Source organism: Flectobacillus longus (genome assembly GCF_030056705.1).
Classification (GTDB): Bacteria; Bacteroidota; Bacteroidia; order Cytophagales; family Spirosomataceae; genus Flectobacillus; species Flectobacillus longus.
In genome coordinates this window covers 152,319-173,747 of sequence record NZ_JASHIC010000004.1, presented here as the reverse complement: position 1 = coordinate 173,747, position 21,429 = coordinate 152,319, and the positions used below count along the sequence as shown (strand labels likewise).

Sequence of the window (21,429 nt, the reverse complement as noted above, 5' to 3'; positions counted from 1 at the left end):
TGATTCATCCAACAGGCTTTTGTTTTTGACCTTACGGAATGTTCATAAATTTATGAACTTGTAACGAAATTCTCCACTTTGGATTGTCTTTTATGTATTCAATAATCAGCGGAAGAATTGTTTCTGATTTACTCCATTCGGGTTGGAGATACAAAAGGCATTCTGGAGCCATTTGTGCGGCATAGCCTTCGGCCCATTCAAAGTCACTAGGATGAAAAATAACTACTTTTAATTCATGTGCTTTTTCGAAAATGGCTGGATTAGGAGCTTTGAATTTTTTGGGCGAAAAACAAATCCAATCCCAATAACCTGTCACAGCTTCGCACACACCTGATGTTTCGATATTGGTTTGAATACCTGCATTATGAAGTGCATTTGTGAGCTCATCAAGTTGATGCATTAAGGGTTCACCACCTGTGATTACGGCCAATTTGCCTGGGTGCTTGGCTGCTTCAGTTACAATTTCATCTAATGTCAATTGTGGGTGTGCATTTACATCCCAAGATTCCTTTACATCACACCAGTGACAGCCAACATCACACCCGCCCAATCGGATAAAATAAGCGGCTTTTCCTTGGTAATACCCTTCTCCTTGTAGCGTATAAAATGCTTCCATCACTGGAAGAGTATTCCGTTTTATATTTTCTTCAATAATTGTCATATTTCTTATGCTCAGTAGTTTACTAATTAGTTTGTTATTAATCAAATGTACATATATGGCAAAATTACTCAACAATATCCCCAATCATAGCTTGTAATATTCCCAATTGACTAGAACCCAAGTGACAGTATTTGTGATAATTGCCCTTATAATAATTAACCAAAGCAGGAATAAAACGCTTGTATCGTGGTTTGAAAGGCAATTCAGCTCTTAAGTTATAGTGCTCAAATGCTCTGGCGAGAGGGTCTAACTCTTCAATTTTATGAGAGGTGTTTTCTAAGATATAGTCTATTATTTTTTTATAAAAAAGCGCTTTTGACAAGAATGGTCCAATTTTTTCGGTTTTAGGACGTGTAAAACGATTTTTTAAAGTTACCTTTTCTTGCACAATAGACTCATAACTTTTAGCTCCAACCTGTTGGGCTGGGTGTTGGCGATACCATATCAAATCTTCATTAATAAAGTCGATGGAGTTGGTAATAGATGCCAACATAGCAATCCAACCGTCATGGATAAAATCCTTATCTATTTGTGTTGGAAATGGGATAACTTCGCTGACAAAGCTTTTTCGAAAGCACATAGTGCAACCAGTAACACGATTTCCTGCCATCAAAATCTCAGTTGAATGACCATTTTTCCAACGTTGTAATTCATGTTCATAAAGGTTAACTGTTTCCCACATTTTCTTGCCCAAGCTATTCAAGTTTTCATCGACTAATAAGGCATTAGAAAACAAAACGTTTGTCTTGGGGTGTTGCGTCATGTACTTGCTCATTACCTCCAATTTGGTAGGAATCCAAAAGTCATCTTGGTCACAAAGCATAATTAAATCACCTGTACATAACGAAACTGCTCGCTCAAAGTTTTTGACTGTGCGCAATGCGGGCTTATTTTCATAAATATGTATTGGAAAGGGGGCTTCTATCGAACGAATTATTTCAAGGGTATCATCCGACGAATTATCATCACAAATGATGATTTCACTAGGTTTGAGTGTTTGATTGATTAAACTAGTGATTTGTGTTTTGATATACTTACTACCATTATAAGTACAAAGTGCTATCGAAATGGTGGGTACGTTCATTTTAATAAAGTCTTTCTACTAAAATACAATTAGTGTCAGTCTGTTTATGGGTTATTAGTGGAAAAGAGATTTATACAGGGCTTAGCTTATCGCAATCAGTTGTTTAGCAAGAATTATGTTATTGAAAATTAAGCTTGATACTAGTTAAATTAGAATTGCAAATTTACAGATAACTTCCGATTTTATCATGCGGATTTTATAAATAGCCCAAACCGTTTACTAAAAGGGTAAATTTGTAATCAAATACATTGTTACTTCTGCTTGTACCTACTTTTGTATTTACATTGCTAAATGTATATCAAATTGAAGGATATTTTAGGCTAAAATCCTATAGGATTGTACTTTTTACAAAAAAACTTTTCTTAAATCTTCGAGTGTCCTTTTATCGTTTTTTACTAAAGTTTAATGGTTTTCTTTTGTTTAAGCTTTTATCTAAATGTAATTATTCTGAAAAAAGTAAAAACTCTTCTAAAATATGTGCTTTTTGAGTCTGCTGTGATTTGGTCACTTGATATATTTTTTATAGACTTTTCAAAATCTATACGCTAATTTCGCCACTCTTTTATTCATCTAAAACTAATAAACTGGCGTATAACGTAAGGATACCAAGCGTAATGCCTAACGTTCGATACTTCACAAGATCGAGCACTTTTTTAACTTAAGATTATCCTCACGGGATTGTCGCCCAATCAACATGAAACAAAAATCTATTCGCAAGCAAGATGCCTTGGATTATCACTCCAAAGGCAGGCCAGGAAAAATTGCAGTTGTTCCGACCAAAGAAACAGAAACACAGCGTGACCTTTCACTGGCCTATTCTCCAGGTGTTGCAGAACCCTGTATCGAAATTGCCAACAATGTAGAAAATGTTTACAAATACACTGCTAAAGGAAACTTAGTAGCGGTGATTTCGAATGGTACTGCTGTACTCGGACTTGGGAATATTGGCCCCGAAGCAAGTAAGCCTGTTATGGAAGGTAAAGGCTTATTGTTTAAAATCTTTGCTGATATTGACGTGTTCGATATTGAGCTAAATACTCAAGATCCAGAAGAGTTGATTCGTACAGTAAAAGTATTGGAACCAACATTTGGAGGGGTAAACTTGGAAGATATTAAATCTCCTGAGTGTTTTGAAATTGAAGAGAGACTCAGACAAGACCTCAAAATTCCTATTATGCACGACGACCAGCACGGAACAGCGATTATTTCGGGTGCTGCGCTCATCAATGCATTGGAATTGGTAAATAAGAAAATTGATGAATGTAGATTCGTAATTTCTGGAGCAGGTGCTGCGGCTTTGTCTTGTGCTAAATTGTACTTGTTATTAGGTGCAAAAATTGAGAATATTTTGATGTTTGATAAGGACGGTTTGGTGCACAAGCGCCGTACCGACCTCAATAAATATGTTGCGCCATTTGCTACCAACACCGAAGGTATCGAAACCTTAGCCGATGCGATGAAAGGTGCTGATGTATTCTTGGGCTTATCGGTGGGTAATATTGTATCGCAAGATATGATTCGCTCGATGGCAAATGATGCTATCGTATTTGCAATGGCCAATCCAACACCAGAGATTTCGTATGAAGACGCTGTAGCTGCTCGTCCAGATATTATTATGGCAACGGGACGTTCGGATTATCCTAACCAAGTAAACAATGTATTAGGATTTCCGTATATTTTCAGAGGAGCGCTTGATGTACGTGCTACAGGAATCGACGAAAATATGAAAATGGCAGCAGCAAAAGCACTTGCTGAACTAGCCAAAAAACCTGTGCCAGATATTGTAAACTTGGCCTACAACGAAAAAAACCTGTCTTTTGGTCGTAACTATATTATTCCAAAGCCTGTTGACCCTCGTTTGATTACAACGGTTTCTATTGCGGTTGCCAAAGCTGCTATGGAATCAGGAATTGCCCAAAATCCTATTACGAATTGGGAAGCTTATGAGCAGGAATTGGCAAAACGTTTGGGATTGGATAACCAGTTGATGCGCTATATCATCAATCGTGCTAAGAGAACGCCAAAACGTGTGGTTTTTGCTGATGCTGAAAACCTGAAGGTATTAAAGGCCGTTCAACAAGCAAAAGACGAGGGTATTTGTATTCCTATTTTGTTGGGAAATGTGCAAAAAATCCAAGGCATTATCGAAGAACATAATTTGGAGCTAGGCGATGTAAGAATTATAGATACTCGTGACCCACAACATACAGACCAATTGAAGCATTACGGTGATATCTTCTTCGAAAAGCGTAAACGTCGTGGCTATAATCAGTACGAAGCTCACAAACAAATGCAGGTACGTAACTACTTTGCTGCTATGATGGTAGAAACTGGTGATGCAGACTGTGTTATTTCTGGTTTGACTCGTAATTACCCGAATGCTATCCGCCCTGCGCTTCAAGTAATTGGTCGCGACGAAGGTGTGAAAAAAGTATCGGGTATGTATATCTTGTTGACGAAAAAAGGACCATTGTTCTTCTCTGATACTACAGTAAACTTCAACCCGAGTGTTGAAGAAATTGTAGAAATTACAGAGTTGACAGCCAAAGCTGTTGAGCAATTCAATATTCGTCCGAGAATCGCCATGTTGACGTACTCTAACTTTGGTACTGCCGATGGTGAAGATGCAGTGAAAATGCGAGAAGCCACAGCGATTCTTCAAAGAAAGCATCCAGATATGATTGTAGAAGGTGAGATGCAAGCACACATGGCATTTGATACTGATTTGGTTCGTGAAAATTATCCATTTTCAAAATTGGCAGAAGAAGGGGCAAACGTATTGATTTTCCCGAATCTTTCGGCAGCAAACATTTCTTATAACTTATTGAAAGAAACAGGGGATATCGAATACATCGGACCAATTTTGCTTGGTTTGCGCAAGCCAGTACACGTATTACAATTAGGTTCGTCCGTTCGTGAAATCGTAAATATGGTGGCTATCGCAGTGGTAGAGGCGCAATCAAAGTAAAACTATTCAGAAAAAAGATATAGATAAACTAGAATATAGACAAAATAAACTCTTATGTTACCGCTTTGAGCAACAAGTTAAAAACAAACATTGCCTTTCGATAAATAGAGGAATTATTTTGCCTAAAGCATTTTTAGATAAAGTGCAATCCTAGATATAACCATAATTAGCAATTGCCTGTAGCTTTTTGTCTATGATCTTTCTTTTGAGTAATAAACTCACTTTGAAGGAAGTTTCGAGGTTTTTTCGGAGCTTCCTTCTTTGTATTTATAGGAATGCTAAAAAATAAACAAACTTACTTAAACAGATTTTTCATCACTTAACTATGTTAATCTTGATTATATCCTAAAAGGTTTTGAAACAAAAAGATAATGTAAGCCGATTTTTTTAGTATATTTGGCAACAGACTACCTTATCTTGTTCTAATACAAAAGCCCTAATCAAGACAATTTATAAAGATGTATTCATTCAGACGAAATATAGACCATACATACTTGGATGAGGTGTATGGAGGCGAACGTGACATTATTATTATGATGATGGGAGTATTTTTGTCAGACTCTGTACCTTCATGGGAAAGTGTAGGCACTCTTTTGGCAAATAATGATTTGGTTGCAGCTGGTCAGGTGGTACATCGCATCAAGCCTTCATTTACTATGGTTGGTCTTCAAGATTTTCATGAACCCGTTCAAGCTTTAGAGCATGCCTTAAAACAAGGTGTTGGGTCATCGATTATCCGAGATTTACACAGTTTAATTGATGAGGAATTAGCATTGATTATACCACAAATAGAGGCTTATTTATCGGAAAAAGCATAAAAATCAGCCTAAGTCCCCTTAAAATAGTTTATTAGAACGTATCGAAGCGTGCTTGACGGTGGTTGGAGGATATTTTTCTGATTATTGATTAAGTGGAATGGTGTTTGTTGAGTTCGATAACCATAAAACGTACTAAATCCTTCCTACTAATTATATCAAATATTCTAAGGGTATGAAACAATTTATTGAGATTCTCCTCGTCCTTGCATTATTCTTGGTTTTTTATACTTATATCGGCTATGGTATTGTAGCTTGGGTGTTAGTGAAAACTCGAAGCTTGCTAGGAAAAACCTTTAAAACTCATTTTGACCCCGAATATCTTCCTGAAGTTACTTTGGTAGTACCTGCTTATAATGAAATGAGCTGTATCGAAAGTAAACTTTTCAACTCTTTGAGCTTAGATTATCCTACCAAAAAAATTGAATTCCTTTTTGTGACTGAAGGGTCAACCGATGGTACTAGCGAGTATATCGAGTCGATATGCGCTCAATATCCCCATGTTCGAATGATTGGAGGCACCGCACGACGAGGTAAAATTGAGGCTATGAATATGGCTGTTCCGACTATTCAATCTCCAATTGTAATATTTACAGATGCCAATACAACGTTGAATAATCAAGCTATCAAAGCAATAGTACGACATTTCAAGGATGAAAAGGTTGGCGCTGTAGCTGGCGAAAAGCGTATCCAAACCAACGATACTGAAGCTGCCGCAGGAGCAGGCGAAGGTCTTTATTGGAAATATGAATCATTTTTGAAAAAACTTGATACTCAATTATATAGTGTAGTAGGTGCTGCGGGCGAGCTTTTTGCTGTGAGAACTCCTTTATTTAATCCTGTCGAAAAAGATACTTTGCTTGATGATTTTGTGATTTCTCTTCGTATCGCAGCCGAGGGCTATCGTGTTATATACGAGCCAGAAGCTTATGCCATTGAGCGTCCATCATTTTCTATTCAAGACGAAATGAAGCGTAAAATCCGTATCGCTGCAGGTGGTTTTCAAGCGATTGCGCGTCTAGGATTTTTGTTGAACATTTTCAAATATGGTTTGCTGTCCTTCCAGTATGTATCGCATCGGGCAATGCGCTGGGCTGTGGCTCCTTTTTGTTTACCTATTATTTACTTTCTCAATTTACTCTTGGTATTACAGTCTGAGCAAGGCTTTTTGCCACAGTCTTTCTATCTGCTTTTGTTGCTAGCACAAACGGCGTTTTATGTGATGGCTTTTGTAGGATATACTTTAGAAAACAAACAAATCCGTATCAAATTACTTTTTGTGCCTTTCTACTTTTCGTTTATGAATTGGTGTGCTATCAAAGGTTACGCTCGTTATCGCAACGGTCTTACTTCAGGTATCTGGGAAAAAGTTAAAAGAGCGGAGTAGTTTTTTTGAGGGGATAGCGGTGATGGTATAGGGTTTAGTTTTTTCTTTTAAGTGAACAGGCACAAAGTGTTTTTTGGGTATAGGGGCAAGGGTATAGGGTTTAGTTTTTTTTGAAAAAAGTGGGAAAAAGTAGGTTAAAAGTGAGTATATAGGATGTGACAGCGTTTTTCCCTAATCCCTAATCCCTAATCCCTAATCCCTAATCCCTAATCCCTAATCCCTACTTTTTAAAAAAATCTGGAATTTTCTCAATAATATTCATAATCTTCTTCAAATAGCGTTTGGTCTCGCCAACGGGCTTGTAGCCTTTCCACGCAGTTTGATTAAGGTAAAAGTCAAAACGCTCTTTATATTTGGGCAAGCTATCGTAGGTTTGATACATAGGTTTGCGACCAATAAAGTGAATCAAGTATGGTGGCTCAGGGTATTCGTCTGAGGCAAAGGCGTTCCATAATGGACTTAATTCAAGCCAACGATTTGCCATCACGATATTGAGACCGTACTGATCTGGATAGTTAGCATATTTTTCATTGTCTTTGATACATTGAACCACCTTTTCGGGACAGTTCTCTTTTCTCCATTTTTCAATATCAATAACCAAAATTCCTGTGTTGAAATATTTGGTATCAGCTTCAAATCCTAATTCTTTGTAATTGAGAATACCTCCCCAAGAATTACTAAAGACCAATAGTCGAGGGTCGATGACCGCACCCAATAGATTATTTCCTAAATCGATATTCCAAAGTTCTGCAATATCTTTCTCTACAATCATATCTACATCGAGGTAGATAATTTTGTCGTATTTTTCTGGGATAAAATAAGGAATAAAAATACGTGTATGAATATTTTTTGGATAAGAACTACGGTCAAAAGGTATATGTAAATTGTCAGGAATAGCGTCGTCAAGAGGAATCCAGTGTAGTAGCATTTTACTAGCATCCAACGATTGTGTTAGTTTTTTACGACTACTATTAGATACTTTATCTTCTACAATAAATACTTCAATCAAATCAGAACCTTTATGGTTCACTTCAATAGATTTTAAAAGTGCTGCCAGCAACACCAAATAATGGTCATCGCAGGCTACAATAATGGCTATATTAGTATTCTTTTCCATGTTTGGAGAATTAAATTCTTACTGAAAAATAAAAGAATGTTGTAGACAAAGTAACTGAATTTTGATGTGCTAAAAACTACTTTGCCCAATGCTAACAGCTGATATGCCTACGAATCATGTGGTGTATGAAGAAATTTCTTTTTGGCTTCACCCATTTTTAAAATCGCACGAATAAATCTAAAGAATAAAGAAGGTAATAACATGATTTCTTTCCATGTAATCAGACGTTTGAGAAAATCGGGTGTCGAGATATAGAAAGTAAATAATAATGTGACAAGCTGTCCCCATGCTAATACTTTAAAATTGAGGTCTCCAGAAAATATTGATATAAAAGAGAAAAACATTAACATTCCCAATAATATAATACGTGGAGGCAGAAGCGCCTGAAATACCTTATTAGCATAGTCGATATTGCCTTTGAAAAGATGTACGACCCCAGATGCAAAGTTTTGCTTTAGATATTTGAATTGAGCTGCAATCCAGCGAGTGCGTTGTTTTTCGAAAACTTCAGCATTTTGTACTTTTTCATCATATACAAATGCGTCTTCGATATAATCAAAAACAATTCCGCGTTTGAGCAGACGCATTTCGAGCTCTTTATCAAAACCTCCGATAGCATGAATTTCGGACATTACATCCACAAAAAGCGCATAATCAAAAGCCATACCTGAGCCAATCAATGCCGAAGATAAGCCTAATGCTCGGTGTCCTTTGCGAAGAATATGGTTGTTGATTTCTTCGCTTATGGCATCTAAGATAGCTGTAGGGGAATTGGTGTTTTTGGCAGTGCGGTGTCCTTGAACAACTTGATACCCTAAGTCAAAAGTAGCGTTAAGCTTGGTAATAAAATCAGTTGCCATAATGTTATCAGCATCCAAAATGAGTGCTACGTCGTATTGCACAGTTAATTGAGACATTGCATAGTTCAACGCTTTAGCTTTGGTCGAAGTTTCAAAGGTAACTTCGTAAGTCGTTATGGGTAACTCTTGTAATTGTGCAACAGTTTCGGGTTTGAGGGAGTCTGCAATCACAATTACATCAAAAAGTGCTTTAGGATAATCCTGAATCAGAGCTTTTTTAGCTGATTCCAAAATCACTTTATCTTCCTTGTAAGAAGGTAAAAATACGGCAAATTTTCTCTGAGTTTTTGGCGTACGTGTAGTTGTATTGGCATTTGTTGCTTTGCCAGCAATAGCAAATACCAATAGGTATAGGGTGAAAATTCCCAAAAAAATCAGAAAAAGAATAGCTAAGTTCAGAATAATACCCATCTGCTTATTGGTTTATAAGTTTGAAATTTTATATCAAAAATGATTAGGGAAACACTAAGTTGTTAACTTTTAAAGCTTTGCCAATACCCATTCAAGAATGGTTTAAAATATTCGAATTGACGATTTTTTAAGAACACTAATAAGTTTTTGGGAATAGACACAAACGTGAAAAAGCTTAAACTGATGAGCCATTGCCAAAGCTTAAAGTTGCGTCTCATAAACCGAAGTCGATTACGAGTAAGATAAAACATCTTGAGTGGGCTATTACGCCCTGTCGATACCGATTCTTTGTGTAATACTGTTGATTCGGCCACATACCAAACTACAAAACCATCGTTTCGGCACCTTTTGCACCAATCCAATTCTTCGTAATACAGAAAATAATCGTCGTGCATAGAGCCTGTTTTTTCAAGAACTTTTCTCGAAACGATAACAGCAGCGCCATGTATGTAGGAGGTTGGACCGCTTTGGTCGTATTGACCTTCGTCTTTTTGTTTTTTTCCGTAAGGTTCACCTCGTCCTGTAAGTACACTGATTTCGGGGGCACCAGCGTATTGAATCAAATTGTCTTCGTGAAAATATTTGATTTTGGGACTAGCCATGCCAATTTGTGTGTTTTCTTGCATGACTTTTACTAATGGCTCCATAAAGCCACTAGGAACTTCAGTATCGTTGTTGAGCAATAGCAAAAAGTCTCCCTTTGCCTGTTGAATGGCCAGGTTATTTCCTCCAGCAAACCCTAAATTTTCTTTACTATAAATAAAGTTTACCCAAGGGTAATCAGGCTCCAATGATTTGACATCATGTTGCGGACTACCATTATCAACGACAAAAACTTCGTAATTAGGATAGCTGATTTGATGGAAGGAATCCAAAAACTCACGGGTAACTTGCGGCTGATTATAGTTCACCGTAATGACCGACACGAGAGGATATGTGGAAAAAGAACTATTCATATAATGGCGGTATTATGGTAGCTTTTGGTTAGTATAATTACTGCTTGAGATTTTAATGTGAAGCAATCGACTGTCAGGTCAAAAAAGTTCATTGCTGGTAATTCAGATATTACGATGTCTTGGTATATCCTTTATAGAATTGCTCTAGTAAAGCATCTAATTGGAGTCCTCTTTGTTTCCAAGAGTTTTGCTGGGCTATTTCTACTCTGACTTGTTGTATATCGTCAGAGTCATTTTCTAATAAATCACGTACCGCATGTATGAAATTTTCGACATTTTCTGATACATGAATAGCCTTCCCAAACTCAGTCAAAGGCGCAAAATCTGTAGCTACGACTCCTAAACCAGCCGCCAAATATTCATTGATTTTCATTGGATAAATTGCGGCAGTCTGCTCATTTTTGATAAAAGGAATAATACCAATATGAAACTCTTTGAGATATTCCATTAATGCCGAAGGAGATTTAGCTCCTTCAAATTTGATATTAGGTATCTCTTTGAGTGGATCAGTTTGTATTTTAACATCAGACATATCATCTAGTACGCGTCCTACTATAATGATTTCGGTGTCTGGAAATTCAAGGGCTAATCTCTTTAAAATGTCGTAATCAATACGCTGGTCGATTGTACCAATATATCCAATTTTTTTCTTAGGGTTCTTCTGTGAAAGAGGAATAAAAGCCTTGTGAAAAAGCTCAAAGTCAACACCATTTTTTATGGTATAAATATTATTGTTAAGTAGTTTTTTGGAGTTTTGTAAACCTTCAGATGACACAATCACATAATGAGCCATTTTCATATACTGTGCTTCTAATCTAGGTCCATGTTCTTTGGCCCAATGACTTGCTCCAATTTCGTCATAACAATAATAGGTTTGAATATGTGGCTTAAAACTTTCATATAAACCAATACCATAGCTCGGGTTAAAGGCATTGATGACCATATACTCTTTACTTTTCAATTCATGAAGAGTTGTTTGTATGGTCTTGGCTTGCCAAAAGGAATTGAAACGTAATAGTTTATCAAATAAGGATAGTTTTTTGATAAAATTAATAGGAATTACAGGTGGGGTTGACAATACATAAATTGTAGCGCCGTTTTCCAGTACAATACTCCTTAATCGTTTTTTAAGTCCTAATATTCTTGCTACAGGAATCCCAAAAGGGTTTTTGAATATAGCCTGCACAACATCCTTAATGGTATATTGATAATCGACGTACAGTACCCTTCGGTGAGCGGCTAGCTCACTCATCAACTGAATGGTACTTTTGACGTAATCACCTTCCCAAGCAGGAAAAGCTACGCAAACGACATCGAATTTCATATAATAGGGTTATGTTATAAATACTTTTATGGTTGAATCTCTTTCTGACGAATTAAAGTTTTAACCGAATCATGACGTACCGAATCGGGAATAGAGTCTAACTGTGAAGGGTCAATAATTACCTCATCCAAATTATGGATAAGTCTATTACTTCGCACTTTTGCCAATGAGTCGATTTGATTACCTATGACAAAATCAGTAAACTTCTCATATTGTGATTCTGGAGTAGTTTTCCAGAATAAATATAAGGCGCAGATTCCCACAAATCCCATAGTGCCTAAACCCGCAGCGATTTTTATCCAACGATAACGACGTTTTTGTAATACCCGATAGTAACCTAAACCTTTCCCTTTTTCGGGTTTGATACTAGATTGTTGATCAACAGTGTTAGACGTTTCGGTACGAGATTCTACAAAATAAGTAAGTCCATTTTCTGTAAACCAAGCGCTTTCTTCTTCCTTCTTGAGCATCTCGTACTTCAATTTGACATTGGTACGTTTGCTTTGGTGGCGTTTGATGAGTAAATCTTTGAATTTGCGTCTAAACCATGAGCGCACCTTCGGGATTTCTCCAATAATACTTTCCAAGAAATCATGCTTTACTTTGTTGAGTAGTAAACCAATAGGATTTTGGGTGTTTTCTGTGTAGGTCTGAAAAACATACTGGTCGGCACTGTCCCATACGCGGGTGGAGTCAGCCAAAATTAAGGTAAAGGCTGCTTGTTTAACCAAATTCACAGGAATAGGATGACTAATAAGCGGAGGCAGCTCAAAAAAGATATATTCACAGTCGTCAAAAGTGTCTGTGACGTCTACATCATTTAAAGAAGTGGTACTAGCAAAGTTACCTCTGAGCATATATGCATACGAAAAATCACCATCGGTATAATTATGAGGGTTGATCCAAACGGACTTAGCACCACTTTCATTCAGTTTTGAGCATAATTTACTGATAAAATAGCTTTTCCCTTCGCCTTTACGAGTACTACAAAGGAGAACGAGTCTGGGTGTTTGGGCATTTTCACCATTGAGTCTCTTGATTCTCGAAATACATTGGTTGAGGGTATAAGTTTCAATAACATTGAATAAAATATTATGTTTTTGAGGGTCTATTAATGGTAAAGCACCCACAAATGGGACTCCAATTTCTTTTTCGGCTTTGGTAGGATGTTTGAGAGAATTATCCAAAAACTCACGACCTATAATCGAAACAATAACTAAGATTAATCCCGCCATAAAGGCAGCAACTATCAAGGTTGAACGTTTGGATGGTTCGGCCTTACTAGGATAAATAGGGGGGTCTATCACTCTCAAATTGATAGACATCATAAGGTTTTGCTCTCTTATTTTACTAAGATTCAAGCTTCCTAATATACTTAGATATTCCTTTTCGATTACACCAATTTCTCGCTCATAACGGCTAACAGTTGAGCCAAGTGGAGCAAAACGGTCATATTTCAAATCATATTCATGTTTTATATCTTTCAAAATCAAAAGTCGAGCTTGGCTTTTGTCGATAGAGATTGAGGCATTAATCCATTCGGAGAAATACATTTTAGCAGGTATGCCTGTTTTGGTATTACTCAGTTCATAATACTCAATAACGTTACTTTTAAACTTGTTTTCGAGTTGAGTTAATCGCTCACGTACTTGTGCAATTTCTTGTTCACGAGGCTTACTTTCAAACTCCATCAAGGTCAACCGTGTTGTGTAGAAATTGATAGAATCTCGTAAAGAAGCAAACTTTTTGCTTTTTGCCACAAGGTCATCTTTGAATCCGATTTTGTTTTCTAAATCCCTTAAAACAGCTCTATTAGATTCTATTTCAGAAATTAATGCTTGAATACGTTCTTCTAAGTCACCATCTTTTACGGTTACCATTTTGGTTTGCTCATAATAGTTGATGATACGATTTTGGCTTGAGAAGTTAGTAAGTTTATCTTCTGAGTTTTTCAATTTTGCACTTACATTACGAAGTTGCTCTTCAAAATAAGCTACAACATTGCCTGTCTCATGAATTTTGATTTGTTTATATTTACCAATAACGACATGAGTAATAAGCTCTAGGGTTTTCTTGACTACAGCAGGATCGCTTGCCGAATAAGAAATTTGAACCATGTCGCTATTGTTTTGGCGACTGACGCTAAAACGTGATAGAATTCCTGGTCCTGAGTAAATGCCTTTTTCGGCACCCATTAAGACTTTTGCTATTTTGCTTTCTGGCTTGACGATGTCGTCGTAAATATTCTGTAAAGTTTTGTCGTATGTAGAATCAGCAAGAGCATGAATTTCTTTTTCAGACAACACCTCTCTAAGTTTACCAAAAGTATATTTGCTTGCAACTGCTGAGTCAGGTTTTGTGAGCATGACATGCTGTGCTAGTAGGCGCAATCCTACCTCTTCCATGGAGCTTTTGGACTTCATGGTATTGAATAGGTTGTCGAAAGCGTTGCTTACCGTTACATTGTCGATTTTTGTAGCACCACTAGATTCGATGTTATAACCCGATGCCAAACCCGTATATAAAAGAGAGTTGGCTGTATATTCACGTACCTCATTTTTAGTCAGTCGAAAAACTGTAGCAGCAAGCGTAATTGGTAGAAGAATCACCAACCACTTGAACTCAATCATTAATCTGACAAAGCGAATCAAACTCATAATTTTTAAAATAATCTTTTACCTATCAATATCTCTAATAGCCTTACATTCATGATAAAAGTTTGTTTGGCATTTTCGTAAGCAACAGCCGCACTCGATGTCGATTCAAGAATTTTGGCCATATCAGCCACATTGATTTGACCTTCGGCAAATTCACGTTCTGCCATTTTTTTGTTTACTAATGATGATGTTTTCATTTCAATTGCAATTTTGAGAGCTTCGTGAGCGCCTGCTACTGCATAATATTTGGCGATAACATCATTTTTGATTTGGTCAATCACTAATTGCTTAGATTCTATTGCAATTTGCTTATCAGCTTTGGCAATTTTGGTAATATTTTTTTGAGTAATAAGCGTATTTATCGAAAAAGCGGCACCCAGTGACATTCGATAACCGTTGTTATAATTAGAAAAAGCTTCTAAATTTCCTGTTGCTTGTTGTACCAAAAGTGATTGATTTCCTGCTGAATAGCTTGTGCCTAAGCTAATACCACTTGTCCAAGATTTTTTCTGAACCATCAATTGTTGGTCAGCTTTGTGAATAATTTGCTCTTGTTGTTTTAGGGCAGGCGAATACTGGATAGCTAAGTCTATAATTTCATCGAGTGGAGGTAGTTGAAAATCCGTTTCGGGGGTTTTGGATGTTGTAACTTGGGCAAATGCCTTCTCATTGCTGACAAGTAATAGACAGCATATACTTAGGGCAATTGACCAAGTTTTCAACAAAGTAAGTTGTATGTTAATTATCATATATTCCAAATCAGACATTCTCAGATTGTAATAAAGCAGGGAAGGTCTTGAGGATAATCATCAAATCCATTTTGAAAGAAAAGTTTTTGGCATATTCTATATCCAATTGAATTCTTTCTTCTTCGGTCATATCTGTTTTACCTTTTCCCCTTTTGGTTACTTGCCAAAGCCCTGTTAATCCTCCTGGACCTGCAAAGCGATAAATATAGTCATCAGTTGTTAGCTTTTCGGCTTCGTACAAGGGTAAAGGTCTATTGCCTACCAATGAAATGTCGCCTGTAAAGATGTTGAACAACTGAGGTAATTCGTCGATACTGGTATTTCTCAAAAACTTCCCCAAGCGTGTGATACGAGGGTCGTTTTGGAATTTCATAAAAGCAACTTTACTATTTTTTTCTTGTAGATATTGTTTTTCACAAATACTCTTACCATCTAAATACATCGATTGCTCACATTTGACACCTTTGTTTCGGCAAGTATCACATAGTCCATCATTGGCATTTTCAGAAGGTTTTTCTTTAGTGTACATGTTTAAGTCGCCCATGTTCTTGATGAGCTGATCGGCATCTGTACGCATGGTTCTGAACTTATACAAGTCAAAAATCTTATATCCAGCGCCTACACGCTTTGATTTGTAAACAATAGGGCCTTTTGAATCGAGCTTGATTAAAATTGCTACCAAGATTAATAAAGGCGATAGCAACAAAATAGCAGTTCCTGTCGAAAGCACATCAAAAGTGCGTTTCCACCAAGGAATTTTTACGTCAAGTACATTTGACTTGGTTTGTTGCATAGCTACATAATGTCGTCGACGAACAAAGTAGTCTAAACGAACCAGAAGGTCACCTCTATCAAATTTATTCGTAAAAATATCGTCTCCTTTTTTTGATACAACTTCCTTAATCAAGCCTTGGTTTAGCTCAACCGAAGTGATAATTACAGGTAATGTTTTGGTCCATGCGTTATCTCGAACTTGCTCCAAAAATTTTAGTCCTCCCAAATATTTACTAATAATAACAGCATCTGGAGCATAGCTCGTTTTGAGTAGCTCTAAGGCTTCATCGGCAGATCCCAGTACCTGAACTTGGAGATCTTGTCCGAATTTTTTAAGGAAGTTGACCACAACATTTGAGTCATTTTCCACAAGGAATATTTTTTTTTGTGGAGAAGTATATTCATAATTTTCCATATAAAATATAAAGTCGGTGGGTTAGCTTAATGTGGTTGTAAGAAATATACTGAGGAACGTTTGGTCTTTTAAAATGGCTGTACACGTCGCATAATCGCTCTGATTTTGGCCTGTACTTCCATAGGATTAAAAGGCTTGAGCATGAAATCATCTGCACCAATATTCAGACAATCGATACGCTCTTTACTTTCGTCGGTTCCTGAAAGAATAATTACTGGAATTTGCCCAAAAAGGTTACTAGCTCTAAGAATCTTTAAAAATTCTTTTCCACTTAGATTTGGCATATTCAAGTCGGCTATAATAAAGTCTACGTCAAACCCTCCCTCGAGTAAAGAAAGAGCTTCCATTCCATCACCTTTTACCACTACATTGAAGTCTTTTTTTAGAAAATGCTCTAGGACAATGCGTGTGCTTTGTTCATCATCAATGATTAGTAGTGTCAATTGCTTGTTCATAATATTCATCTTTAGTAAAAACGTACAAAAACGAGATAGTCAAATATATTGCCACATTGGTGGGTAGTTGTCCGAGGATTTGGTTGCCATAACAAGCTACCAAAATACCAAACATCCCACTGTATAGTGACACCAATTTGTCTCGTAAAAGACAGGGCGGAATTTTCCAGAGCCTCAGTCCAAAATATATCATAAATGTGAGTAACATACCAACATGCACATAGAGACCCACTACGCCACATTCTGCCCAAATTTTGACATACCAACTATCTAGTGCTGTAACTGCTAAGAATGTTCCAGGAGAAAAACGTGTTCCCCAAAAACCAGCTGAGCCGATACCACCTCCAATAGGTCTGGAAGCCAAATAACCTCTTAGTTTTGCCTGATTTATCAAGCGTAATTGTAAAGAGGGGTCGTTGGGGTCAAGCCCTGTTCGCATTCGGTTGATTTGGTAATTACTTTGTCCTATTTTGGTGAACTTTAACATTCCAAAAAACATGACTGCTGCCATCCCGCCAATCACCAACATTTTATAGTTTTTGGACATTCCCAAATAAGCCATAAAGCCACCCATAACAACAAATAGTGCTCCTCGTGTGCCTGAAATAGACATTCCCCACAAACAAAAAAGTCCTCCTATCAGATAAAAAAGCTTGAAATTGCGATTCCCAAAGGGAGAAAGACTTAATAAAATACAAATCAAACCTATATGTCCCATGGCTGCACCATATTGCCCTGCATCAGAGTAAAAAGAAAAAACTCTTAGCTTTCCAAATAAGATATGTGTGGTGGCATTGCCTGAGCCCATCCAAGCTTGTTCCCAGCGGTCTAGCCCTACAAAAAGCTGTCGAGCGCCCCACAATGTAGCTATACAAGAAGCTATCATCCAGATTTTTAGGACTCTATCCAAATGCTTTTCTGTACGCATAAGTACAATTCCTAAAACTACAATAAGAATTAGATACAAAATCACCGCACGCATAGCATAAAACCATGCTTCTTTGCTTCTTGCTTCGGGGTTAAAAAACTCTAACATACAGTAAGCGCCCCAAACATAGATTGCAATAAGAATAGGATTGCGCTTCATGTCTGGCCAAGGGTCGCCTTCAAATCCTTTAAAGAACTCTGCCAGTAAAGCTATGACCAAAAATACGTCAATTGACAGACCAAGAGGACCTGCGTTGGCGTATCTTCCTACGCCGTTTACAAAAAAAGAAAATACTAATACCGTATAAAGCCCCAATACAGGATTACGAAAAATAGCAATTAGATACCCAATTACAAATGGCAAGGCAATAATGGTTGCCGCACCCATAATTTGGGCTTTGGCAACAAATATGCCAAGAATAATACCAGCAAAGATTATTCCTGATAAATATAGAATGTGTTTGGTTGTAACTCCCATCAAAGCGTAATAATTGACACTTGGTTGCCATAGCTAATTCCTTGAGAATTAATGGCATAAGCTCGGATATAATAGACTGTTTTCGAGCTCAGTCCCGACAAAGCACTACTAAAATTCCCTACAGAGCCTTGTTTGAAAATTGTTCGTTGACTAGCAGTAGAAGGATTAGGAGTTGTACTCCAACAATGCCCATATTCTGTTATTTCCGAACAACCAATATTAGAAATCGTACCATTGGCAATCGCACTCTGTGCTGAAATATTATCAATATTGTTAGACACCACTGTTGGCGCTGATTTACAAGATGTTATATATGTTATTTCATTTCCATAGGATATTCCTGTTGCATTTTTGGCGTAGGCGCGGATAATATATTTAGTGTTGTTATTTAAGCCACGAAGCTGACTAGTAAAATTTCCTTGAAATAGGGTAGACGTAAGAATTGTACGCTGATTATTGATAGTTGGAGTTGAAAGACCCCAACAATGCCCATATTCAGTAATAGCAGTGGCACCTTGGGCATTGATAATTCCTTGAACATTCAAAGTTCCTATACCTTCATCAGAGGCGTTTCCAGTAGTTACACTAGGTAATTGAACCGATAAAGTTTTGAAAGTTACTTGATTTGAATAAGAAGTTTTCAGCCCAATTCTTGAAAACGCACGTGCATAATACGTAGTAGCAGGTGCCAAATCATTGAGAGTACTCGAAAATACCTCTATCTGTGGTTGACCAGAATAGCTAACCAATGAATCGCGCGTAGTAGGCTCGCCTGTTTTGTTCCAACAAATGCCGTAAACATTGATAGAAGCATTACCCAAGCTTACAAATTCGGCAGTTATAGTGGCATCATAGTCCGTTACAATCCAATTGGGTCTTATCGTCAATTCAGGATAAACGAGCTGGTCTTCCAACTTGCATGCTCCTGTAATGAAGATTAAAAGGATTAGCAATGAATGTCTTAACATCTCAAACAAAGTATGGTTCAATAATTCATTAATTGACAAAAACCTTGCCAAGCCTAAATCGCACACAACACTGAAATTACTTAAATATACAAAAAATTCACTATTCAACACTAAATAAGTGAAAGGTGTCTTACTTAAGTATGATTATTGACATCTTGATAATATTAAATAATAAAATAATGGTTATTCTGTTTGCACATGTTTAGGCTAAGCATACACGCTTTTTCTGAAAAATACCTATGAATAATCTACGAATCTGATGGTGGCATTTTCAGAATTTATATTGATACACACTACTTAGGCTGGAATGTATTAAAGTTAGGAATAAATTTAATGGGAGTCCGTGCTTTAACTCTTAAGGTGTAGATAACATTAGTCATTTGTTTAAACTAAAGTAATACATCTAAGTTTATTTTTTCAACTTTTTACTCAAAAACTAAAACTATAGCTACACATATTGCCATGTTGTCGCATTGGAGCAACGTTTTCTGTTGTGAGTATGTCTAAATGGGTATAAAATCACTGCAAACACACTTACTCATGGACCAATTGTTAATAATTATTCAGATTTTTTTATTGATTTTTTCGGTAATATTTGTATTGAAATCTAAGCAAAATGTAGAAGAAAAACAGATAAGTATCAAAGGAAAAAAAGCTATTGTAGGTTTGAAAGCAAGGCACTATTTGACTGTAATTAACCGAAGTCATAAAGACTAAAATGATTATTAGGGTTCAGCTATTGAATATATAAAAAGTAAAATTAATTAAATTTGAGAAAGAACCTTTGGTATCAATGCAGAAATATGAGTTTAAAACCAATTTACGCTTCAAATAATTAATCTTTATCAGGATTCGATGGCAGTTTTTGATAGATAATATTCTAGATTTTAAACTCAAAATTCATTTTTAAGAGATTGCACCTTCGCGATCAAAAGCTTTTTTCATTTTTTCATGATCAAATTCTCTTTCATTGTTTGCAAGGAAAATCGTAGCAACGCCATTGCCGATAAAATTAGTGATTGCTCTTGCTTCAGACATAAATCTGTCGACACCCAGTAACAAGGCTAAACCTTCTACAGGGATAACGTGTACGGCTGTAAGGGTCGATGCCAGTACAATAAAACCACTTCCTGTAACCCCTGCGGCACCTTTAGAAGTGACCATCAGAATTCCAATAATGGTAAAGATTTGCTCCAAGCTCAAATGTACATTGAATACCTGAGCAAGAAAGATAGTGGCCATCGAAAGGTAAATCGTAGTGCCGTCCAAGTTGAAAGAGTATCCAGCAGGCACTACCAACCCAACTACCGATTTGGCACAACCCATCCTTTCAAGTTTTTCCATTAATGAAGGCAAGCCAGCTTCGGAAGAAGAAGTGCCAAGTACAATAAGTAATTCCTCTTTAATGTATTTTAAAAAGCTCCAAAGATGAACTTTGTAATATCTTAGAATAAAAAAAAGTACAACAAATACAAACACCCCCATCGTGATATACACCGTTATCATAAGCTTTGCCAAAGGAATCAGTGTTTTTAGTCCATACTTCGCAATAGTAAATGCCATACCCCCAAACGCTCCCACAGGAGCTAATTTCATAACCCCATGCAGACCAGCAAAGATATATTTTGATACCTTTTGAAAGACTTCAATGATTTTATCCTTTCCGTTAACATAATTTAATACTGAGCCAAGAACAATTGCTAATAACAAAACTTGCAAAGTACTATTATCCCAAAAGAATTTCATCCAACTAAATTCTGAAGCACCTTTGGTATATTTGGAGATGTCTCCGCCTTTAATAGCGTCGGTCACTACACCGTCTCCGGGACGAATCACATTGGCCACAATAATTCCGACGAGCAAGGCGATGGTCGTTACTATTTCAAAGTATAAAAGTGCTTTTCCTCCTAATTTTCCTACTTTTTTAAGGTCACCCATACTGACGATGCCTAGGGTAATGGTCAAGAAAATGATAGGATTAATAAATTGCTTAACAATACTAATAAAGATACCGCTCAAAAATTCACTCAAGGTATTGCCAATACTGACTTCGTTGCCCAAAAGCTTGAATTTAATTGGGTTTTCAAAAAACTTATAAAGTGCAATTTCTGGAGCAAAATGCCCTAACAAAATACCTGCTGTAATGGCCGTAAGTACCCAGAATGTTAAATTGGTCAGTAGTTTTTTCATAAAATTGGATAGTGATGATATATCTCTTTAAAATAGTTAGTTGTTTGGGTTTTATTCTCTTTTCGCTAGTCTTTGTATCCTCCATTTACAAATTTGATTAATTTTTGCACTTTTTTTGCATGGAAAACTACAGATATATGAAAAAACTGGTCATTGAACAGTAATAACTGTTTTAGTTACTAGGCGTTGATTCAAAATTTATTTTGATTAAGTAAATGATAGAACAGACTATT

The 21,429-nt window shown here is 36.7% G+C and carries 17 protein-coding genes; 4 read left to right on the top strand and 13 right to left on the bottom strand.

Going from position 1 to position 21,429, the window contains the following annotated elements; genetic code table 11:
• Positions 1 to 31: 31 nt before the first annotated feature.
• Together QM491_RS03580 and QM491_RS03575 are read right to left on the bottom strand one after the other, a co-directional pair.
• Positions 32 to 661 (bottom strand): 7-carboxy-7-deazaguanine synthase QueE, encoded by a 630-nt coding sequence (locus QM491_RS03580; RefSeq protein ID WP_283325867.1) that lies wholly within the window; start codon positions 659 to 661, stop codon positions 32 to 34.
• 64 nt (positions 662 to 725) lie between these two features.
• Entirely contained in the window at positions 726 to 1,745 is a 1,020-nt protein-coding gene (locus QM491_RS03575) for a glycosyltransferase family 2 protein (protein WP_283325866.1), read from the bottom strand.
• Between the two features lie 694 nt (positions 1,746 to 2,439).
• On the opposite strand from QM491_RS03575, the gene QM491_RS03570 reads away from it, so the two are divergent.
• From QM491_RS03570 to QM491_RS03560, 3 genes are all read left to right on the top strand, one after another.
• Positions 2,440 to 4,713 carry an NADP-dependent malic enzyme gene (locus QM491_RS03570; protein ID WP_283325865.1) on the top strand — a complete coding sequence of 758 codons (2,274 nt, stop codon included), beginning with the start codon at positions 2,440 to 2,442 and terminating at the stop codon, positions 4,711 to 4,713.
• A gap of 458 nt (positions 4,714 to 5,171) precedes the next feature.
• Positions 5,172 to 5,531, top strand: coding sequence for an Hpt domain-containing protein (locus QM491_RS03565; RefSeq protein WP_283325864.1), 360 nt, complete (start codon positions 5,172 to 5,174; stop codon positions 5,529 to 5,531).
• Positions 5,532 to 5,703: 172 nt separating this feature from the next.
• Positions 5,704 to 6,915 carry a glycosyltransferase family 2 protein gene (locus tag QM491_RS03560; RefSeq protein ID WP_283325863.1) on the top strand — a complete coding sequence of 404 codons (1,212 nt, stop codon included), beginning with the start codon at positions 5,704 to 5,706 and terminating at the stop codon, positions 6,913 to 6,915.
• A gap of 220 nt (positions 6,916 to 7,135) precedes the next feature.
• On the opposite strand, the gene QM491_RS03555 is transcribed toward QM491_RS03560, so the two are convergent.
• From QM491_RS03555 to QM491_RS03510, 10 genes are all read right to left on the bottom strand, one after another.
• Positions 7,136 to 8,032 (bottom strand): glycosyltransferase family 8 protein, encoded by an 897-nt coding sequence (locus QM491_RS03555; protein ID WP_283325862.1) that lies wholly within the window; start codon positions 8,030 to 8,032, stop codon positions 7,136 to 7,138.
• A gap of 107 nt (positions 8,033 to 8,139) precedes the next feature.
• Entirely contained in the window at positions 8,140 to 9,303 is a 1,164-nt protein-coding gene (locus QM491_RS03550) for a glycosyltransferase family 2 protein (protein WP_283325861.1), read from the bottom strand.
• Between the two features lie 62 nt (positions 9,304 to 9,365).
• Positions 9,366 to 10,259 (bottom strand): glycosyltransferase family 2 protein, encoded by an 894-nt coding sequence (locus QM491_RS03545; protein ID WP_283325860.1) that lies wholly within the window; start codon positions 10,257 to 10,259, stop codon positions 9,366 to 9,368.
• A 109-nt stretch (positions 10,260 to 10,368) separates the two neighbouring features.
• Positions 10,369 to 11,583: a glycosyltransferase gene (locus QM491_RS03540; RefSeq protein WP_283325859.1), complete on the bottom strand. Its 1,215-nt coding sequence runs from the start codon at positions 11,581 to 11,583 to the stop codon at positions 10,369 to 10,371.
• Between the two features lie 26 nt (positions 11,584 to 11,609).
• Positions 11,610 to 14,240, bottom strand: a complete 2,631-nt coding sequence (locus tag QM491_RS03535; RefSeq protein WP_283325858.1) for a GumC family protein — start codon at positions 14,238 to 14,240, stop codon at positions 11,610 to 11,612.
• A gap of 5 nt (positions 14,241 to 14,245) precedes the next feature.
• Positions 14,246 to 14,989: a TolC family protein gene (locus QM491_RS03530; RefSeq protein ID WP_283325857.1), complete on the bottom strand. Its 744-nt coding sequence runs from the start codon at positions 14,987 to 14,989 to the stop codon at positions 14,246 to 14,248.
• 10 nt (positions 14,990 to 14,999) lie between these two features.
• The gene (locus QM491_RS03525) at positions 15,000 to 16,178 is read right to left on the bottom strand and encodes a sugar transferase (protein ID WP_283325856.1); all 1,179 of its coding nucleotides are present in this window, start codon (positions 16,176 to 16,178) and stop codon (positions 15,000 to 15,002) included.
• 68 nt (positions 16,179 to 16,246) lie between these two features.
• On the bottom strand, positions 16,247 to 16,633 hold the full coding sequence (locus tag QM491_RS03520; protein ID WP_283325855.1) for a response regulator transcription factor: 387 nt from the start codon (positions 16,631 to 16,633) through the stop codon (positions 16,247 to 16,249).
• Positions 16,602 to 18,038, bottom strand: a complete 1,437-nt coding sequence (locus QM491_RS03515) for an O-antigen ligase family protein (protein WP_283325854.1) — start codon at positions 18,036 to 18,038, stop codon at positions 16,602 to 16,604. Before QM491_RS03515 ends, QM491_RS03520 begins: the two co-directional genes overlap by 32 nt.
• The gene (locus QM491_RS03510; protein ID WP_283325853.1) at positions 18,038 to 19,006 is read right to left on the bottom strand and encodes a hypothetical protein; all 969 of its coding nucleotides are present in this window, start codon (positions 19,004 to 19,006) and stop codon (positions 18,038 to 18,040) included. The genes QM491_RS03515 and QM491_RS03510 overlap by 1 nt, the downstream gene beginning before the upstream one ends.
• A 540-nt stretch (positions 19,007 to 19,546) precedes the next feature.
• Between QM491_RS03510 and QM491_RS03505 the strand changes: the two genes are divergently transcribed.
• Positions 19,547 to 19,723, top strand: a complete 177-nt coding sequence (locus QM491_RS03505; protein WP_283325852.1) for a hypothetical protein — start codon at positions 19,547 to 19,549, stop codon at positions 19,721 to 19,723.
• A gap of 189 nt (positions 19,724 to 19,912) precedes the next feature.
• Here QM491_RS03505 and QM491_RS03500 read toward each other — a convergent pair whose 3' ends face one another.
• Positions 19,913 to 21,196: a cation:dicarboxylate symporter family transporter gene (locus tag QM491_RS03500; protein ID WP_283325851.1), complete on the bottom strand. Its 1,284-nt coding sequence runs from the start codon at positions 21,194 to 21,196 to the stop codon at positions 19,913 to 19,915.
• Positions 21,197 to 21,429: the final 233 nt, after the last annotated feature.

Bases quoted from the DNA above. Each gene is read 5' to 3' on its own strand.
- QM491_RS03580 (WP_283325867.1), bottom strand. From the start codon at position 661: ATGACAATTATTGAAGAAAATATAAAACGGAATACTCTTCCAGTGATG.
- QM491_RS03575 (WP_283325866.1), bottom strand. From the start codon at position 1,745: ATGAACGTACCCACCATTTCGATAGCACTTTGTACTTATAATGGTAGT.
- QM491_RS03570 (WP_283325865.1), top strand. From the start codon at position 2,440: ATGAAACAAAAATCTATTCGCAAGCAAGATGCCTTGGATTATCACTCC.
- QM491_RS03565 (WP_283325864.1), top strand. From the start codon at position 5,172: ATGTATTCATTCAGACGAAATATAGACCATACATACTTGGATGAGGTG.
- QM491_RS03560 (WP_283325863.1), top strand. From the start codon at position 5,704: ATGAAACAATTTATTGAGATTCTCCTCGTCCTTGCATTATTCTTGGTT.
- QM491_RS03555 (WP_283325862.1), bottom strand. From the start codon at position 8,032: ATGGAAAAGAATACTAATATAGCCATTATTGTAGCCTGCGATGACCAT.
- QM491_RS03550 (WP_283325861.1), bottom strand. From the start codon at position 9,303: ATGGGTATTATTCTGAACTTAGCTATTCTTTTTCTGATTTTTTTGGGA.
- QM491_RS03545 (WP_283325860.1), bottom strand. From the start codon at position 10,259: ATGAATAGTTCTTTTTCCACATATCCTCTCGTGTCGGTCATTACGGTG.
- QM491_RS03540 (WP_283325859.1), bottom strand. From the start codon at position 11,583: ATGAAATTCGATGTCGTTTGCGTAGCTTTTCCTGCTTGGGAAGGTGAT.
- QM491_RS03535 (WP_283325858.1), bottom strand. From the start codon at position 14,240: ATGAGTTTGATTCGCTTTGTCAGATTAATGATTGAGTTCAAGTGGTTG.
- QM491_RS03530 (WP_283325857.1), bottom strand. From the start codon at position 14,989: ATGATAATTAACATACAACTTACTTTGTTGAAAACTTGGTCAATTGCC.
- QM491_RS03525 (WP_283325856.1), bottom strand. From the start codon at position 16,178: ATGGAAAATTATGAATATACTTCTCCACAAAAAAAAATATTCCTTGTG.
- QM491_RS03520 (WP_283325855.1), bottom strand. From the start codon at position 16,633: ATGAACAAGCAATTGACACTACTAATCATTGATGATGAACAAAGCACA.
- QM491_RS03515 (WP_283325854.1), bottom strand. From the start codon at position 18,038: ATGGGAGTTACAACCAAACACATTCTATATTTATCAGGAATAATCTTT.
- QM491_RS03510 (WP_283325853.1), bottom strand. From the start codon at position 19,006: ATGTTAAGACATTCATTGCTAATCCTTTTAATCTTCATTACAGGAGCA.
- QM491_RS03505 (WP_283325852.1), top strand. From the start codon at position 19,547: ATGGACCAATTGTTAATAATTATTCAGATTTTTTTATTGATTTTTTCG.
- QM491_RS03500 (WP_283325851.1), bottom strand. From the start codon at position 21,196: ATGAAAAAACTACTGACCAATTTAACATTCTGGGTACTTACGGCCATT.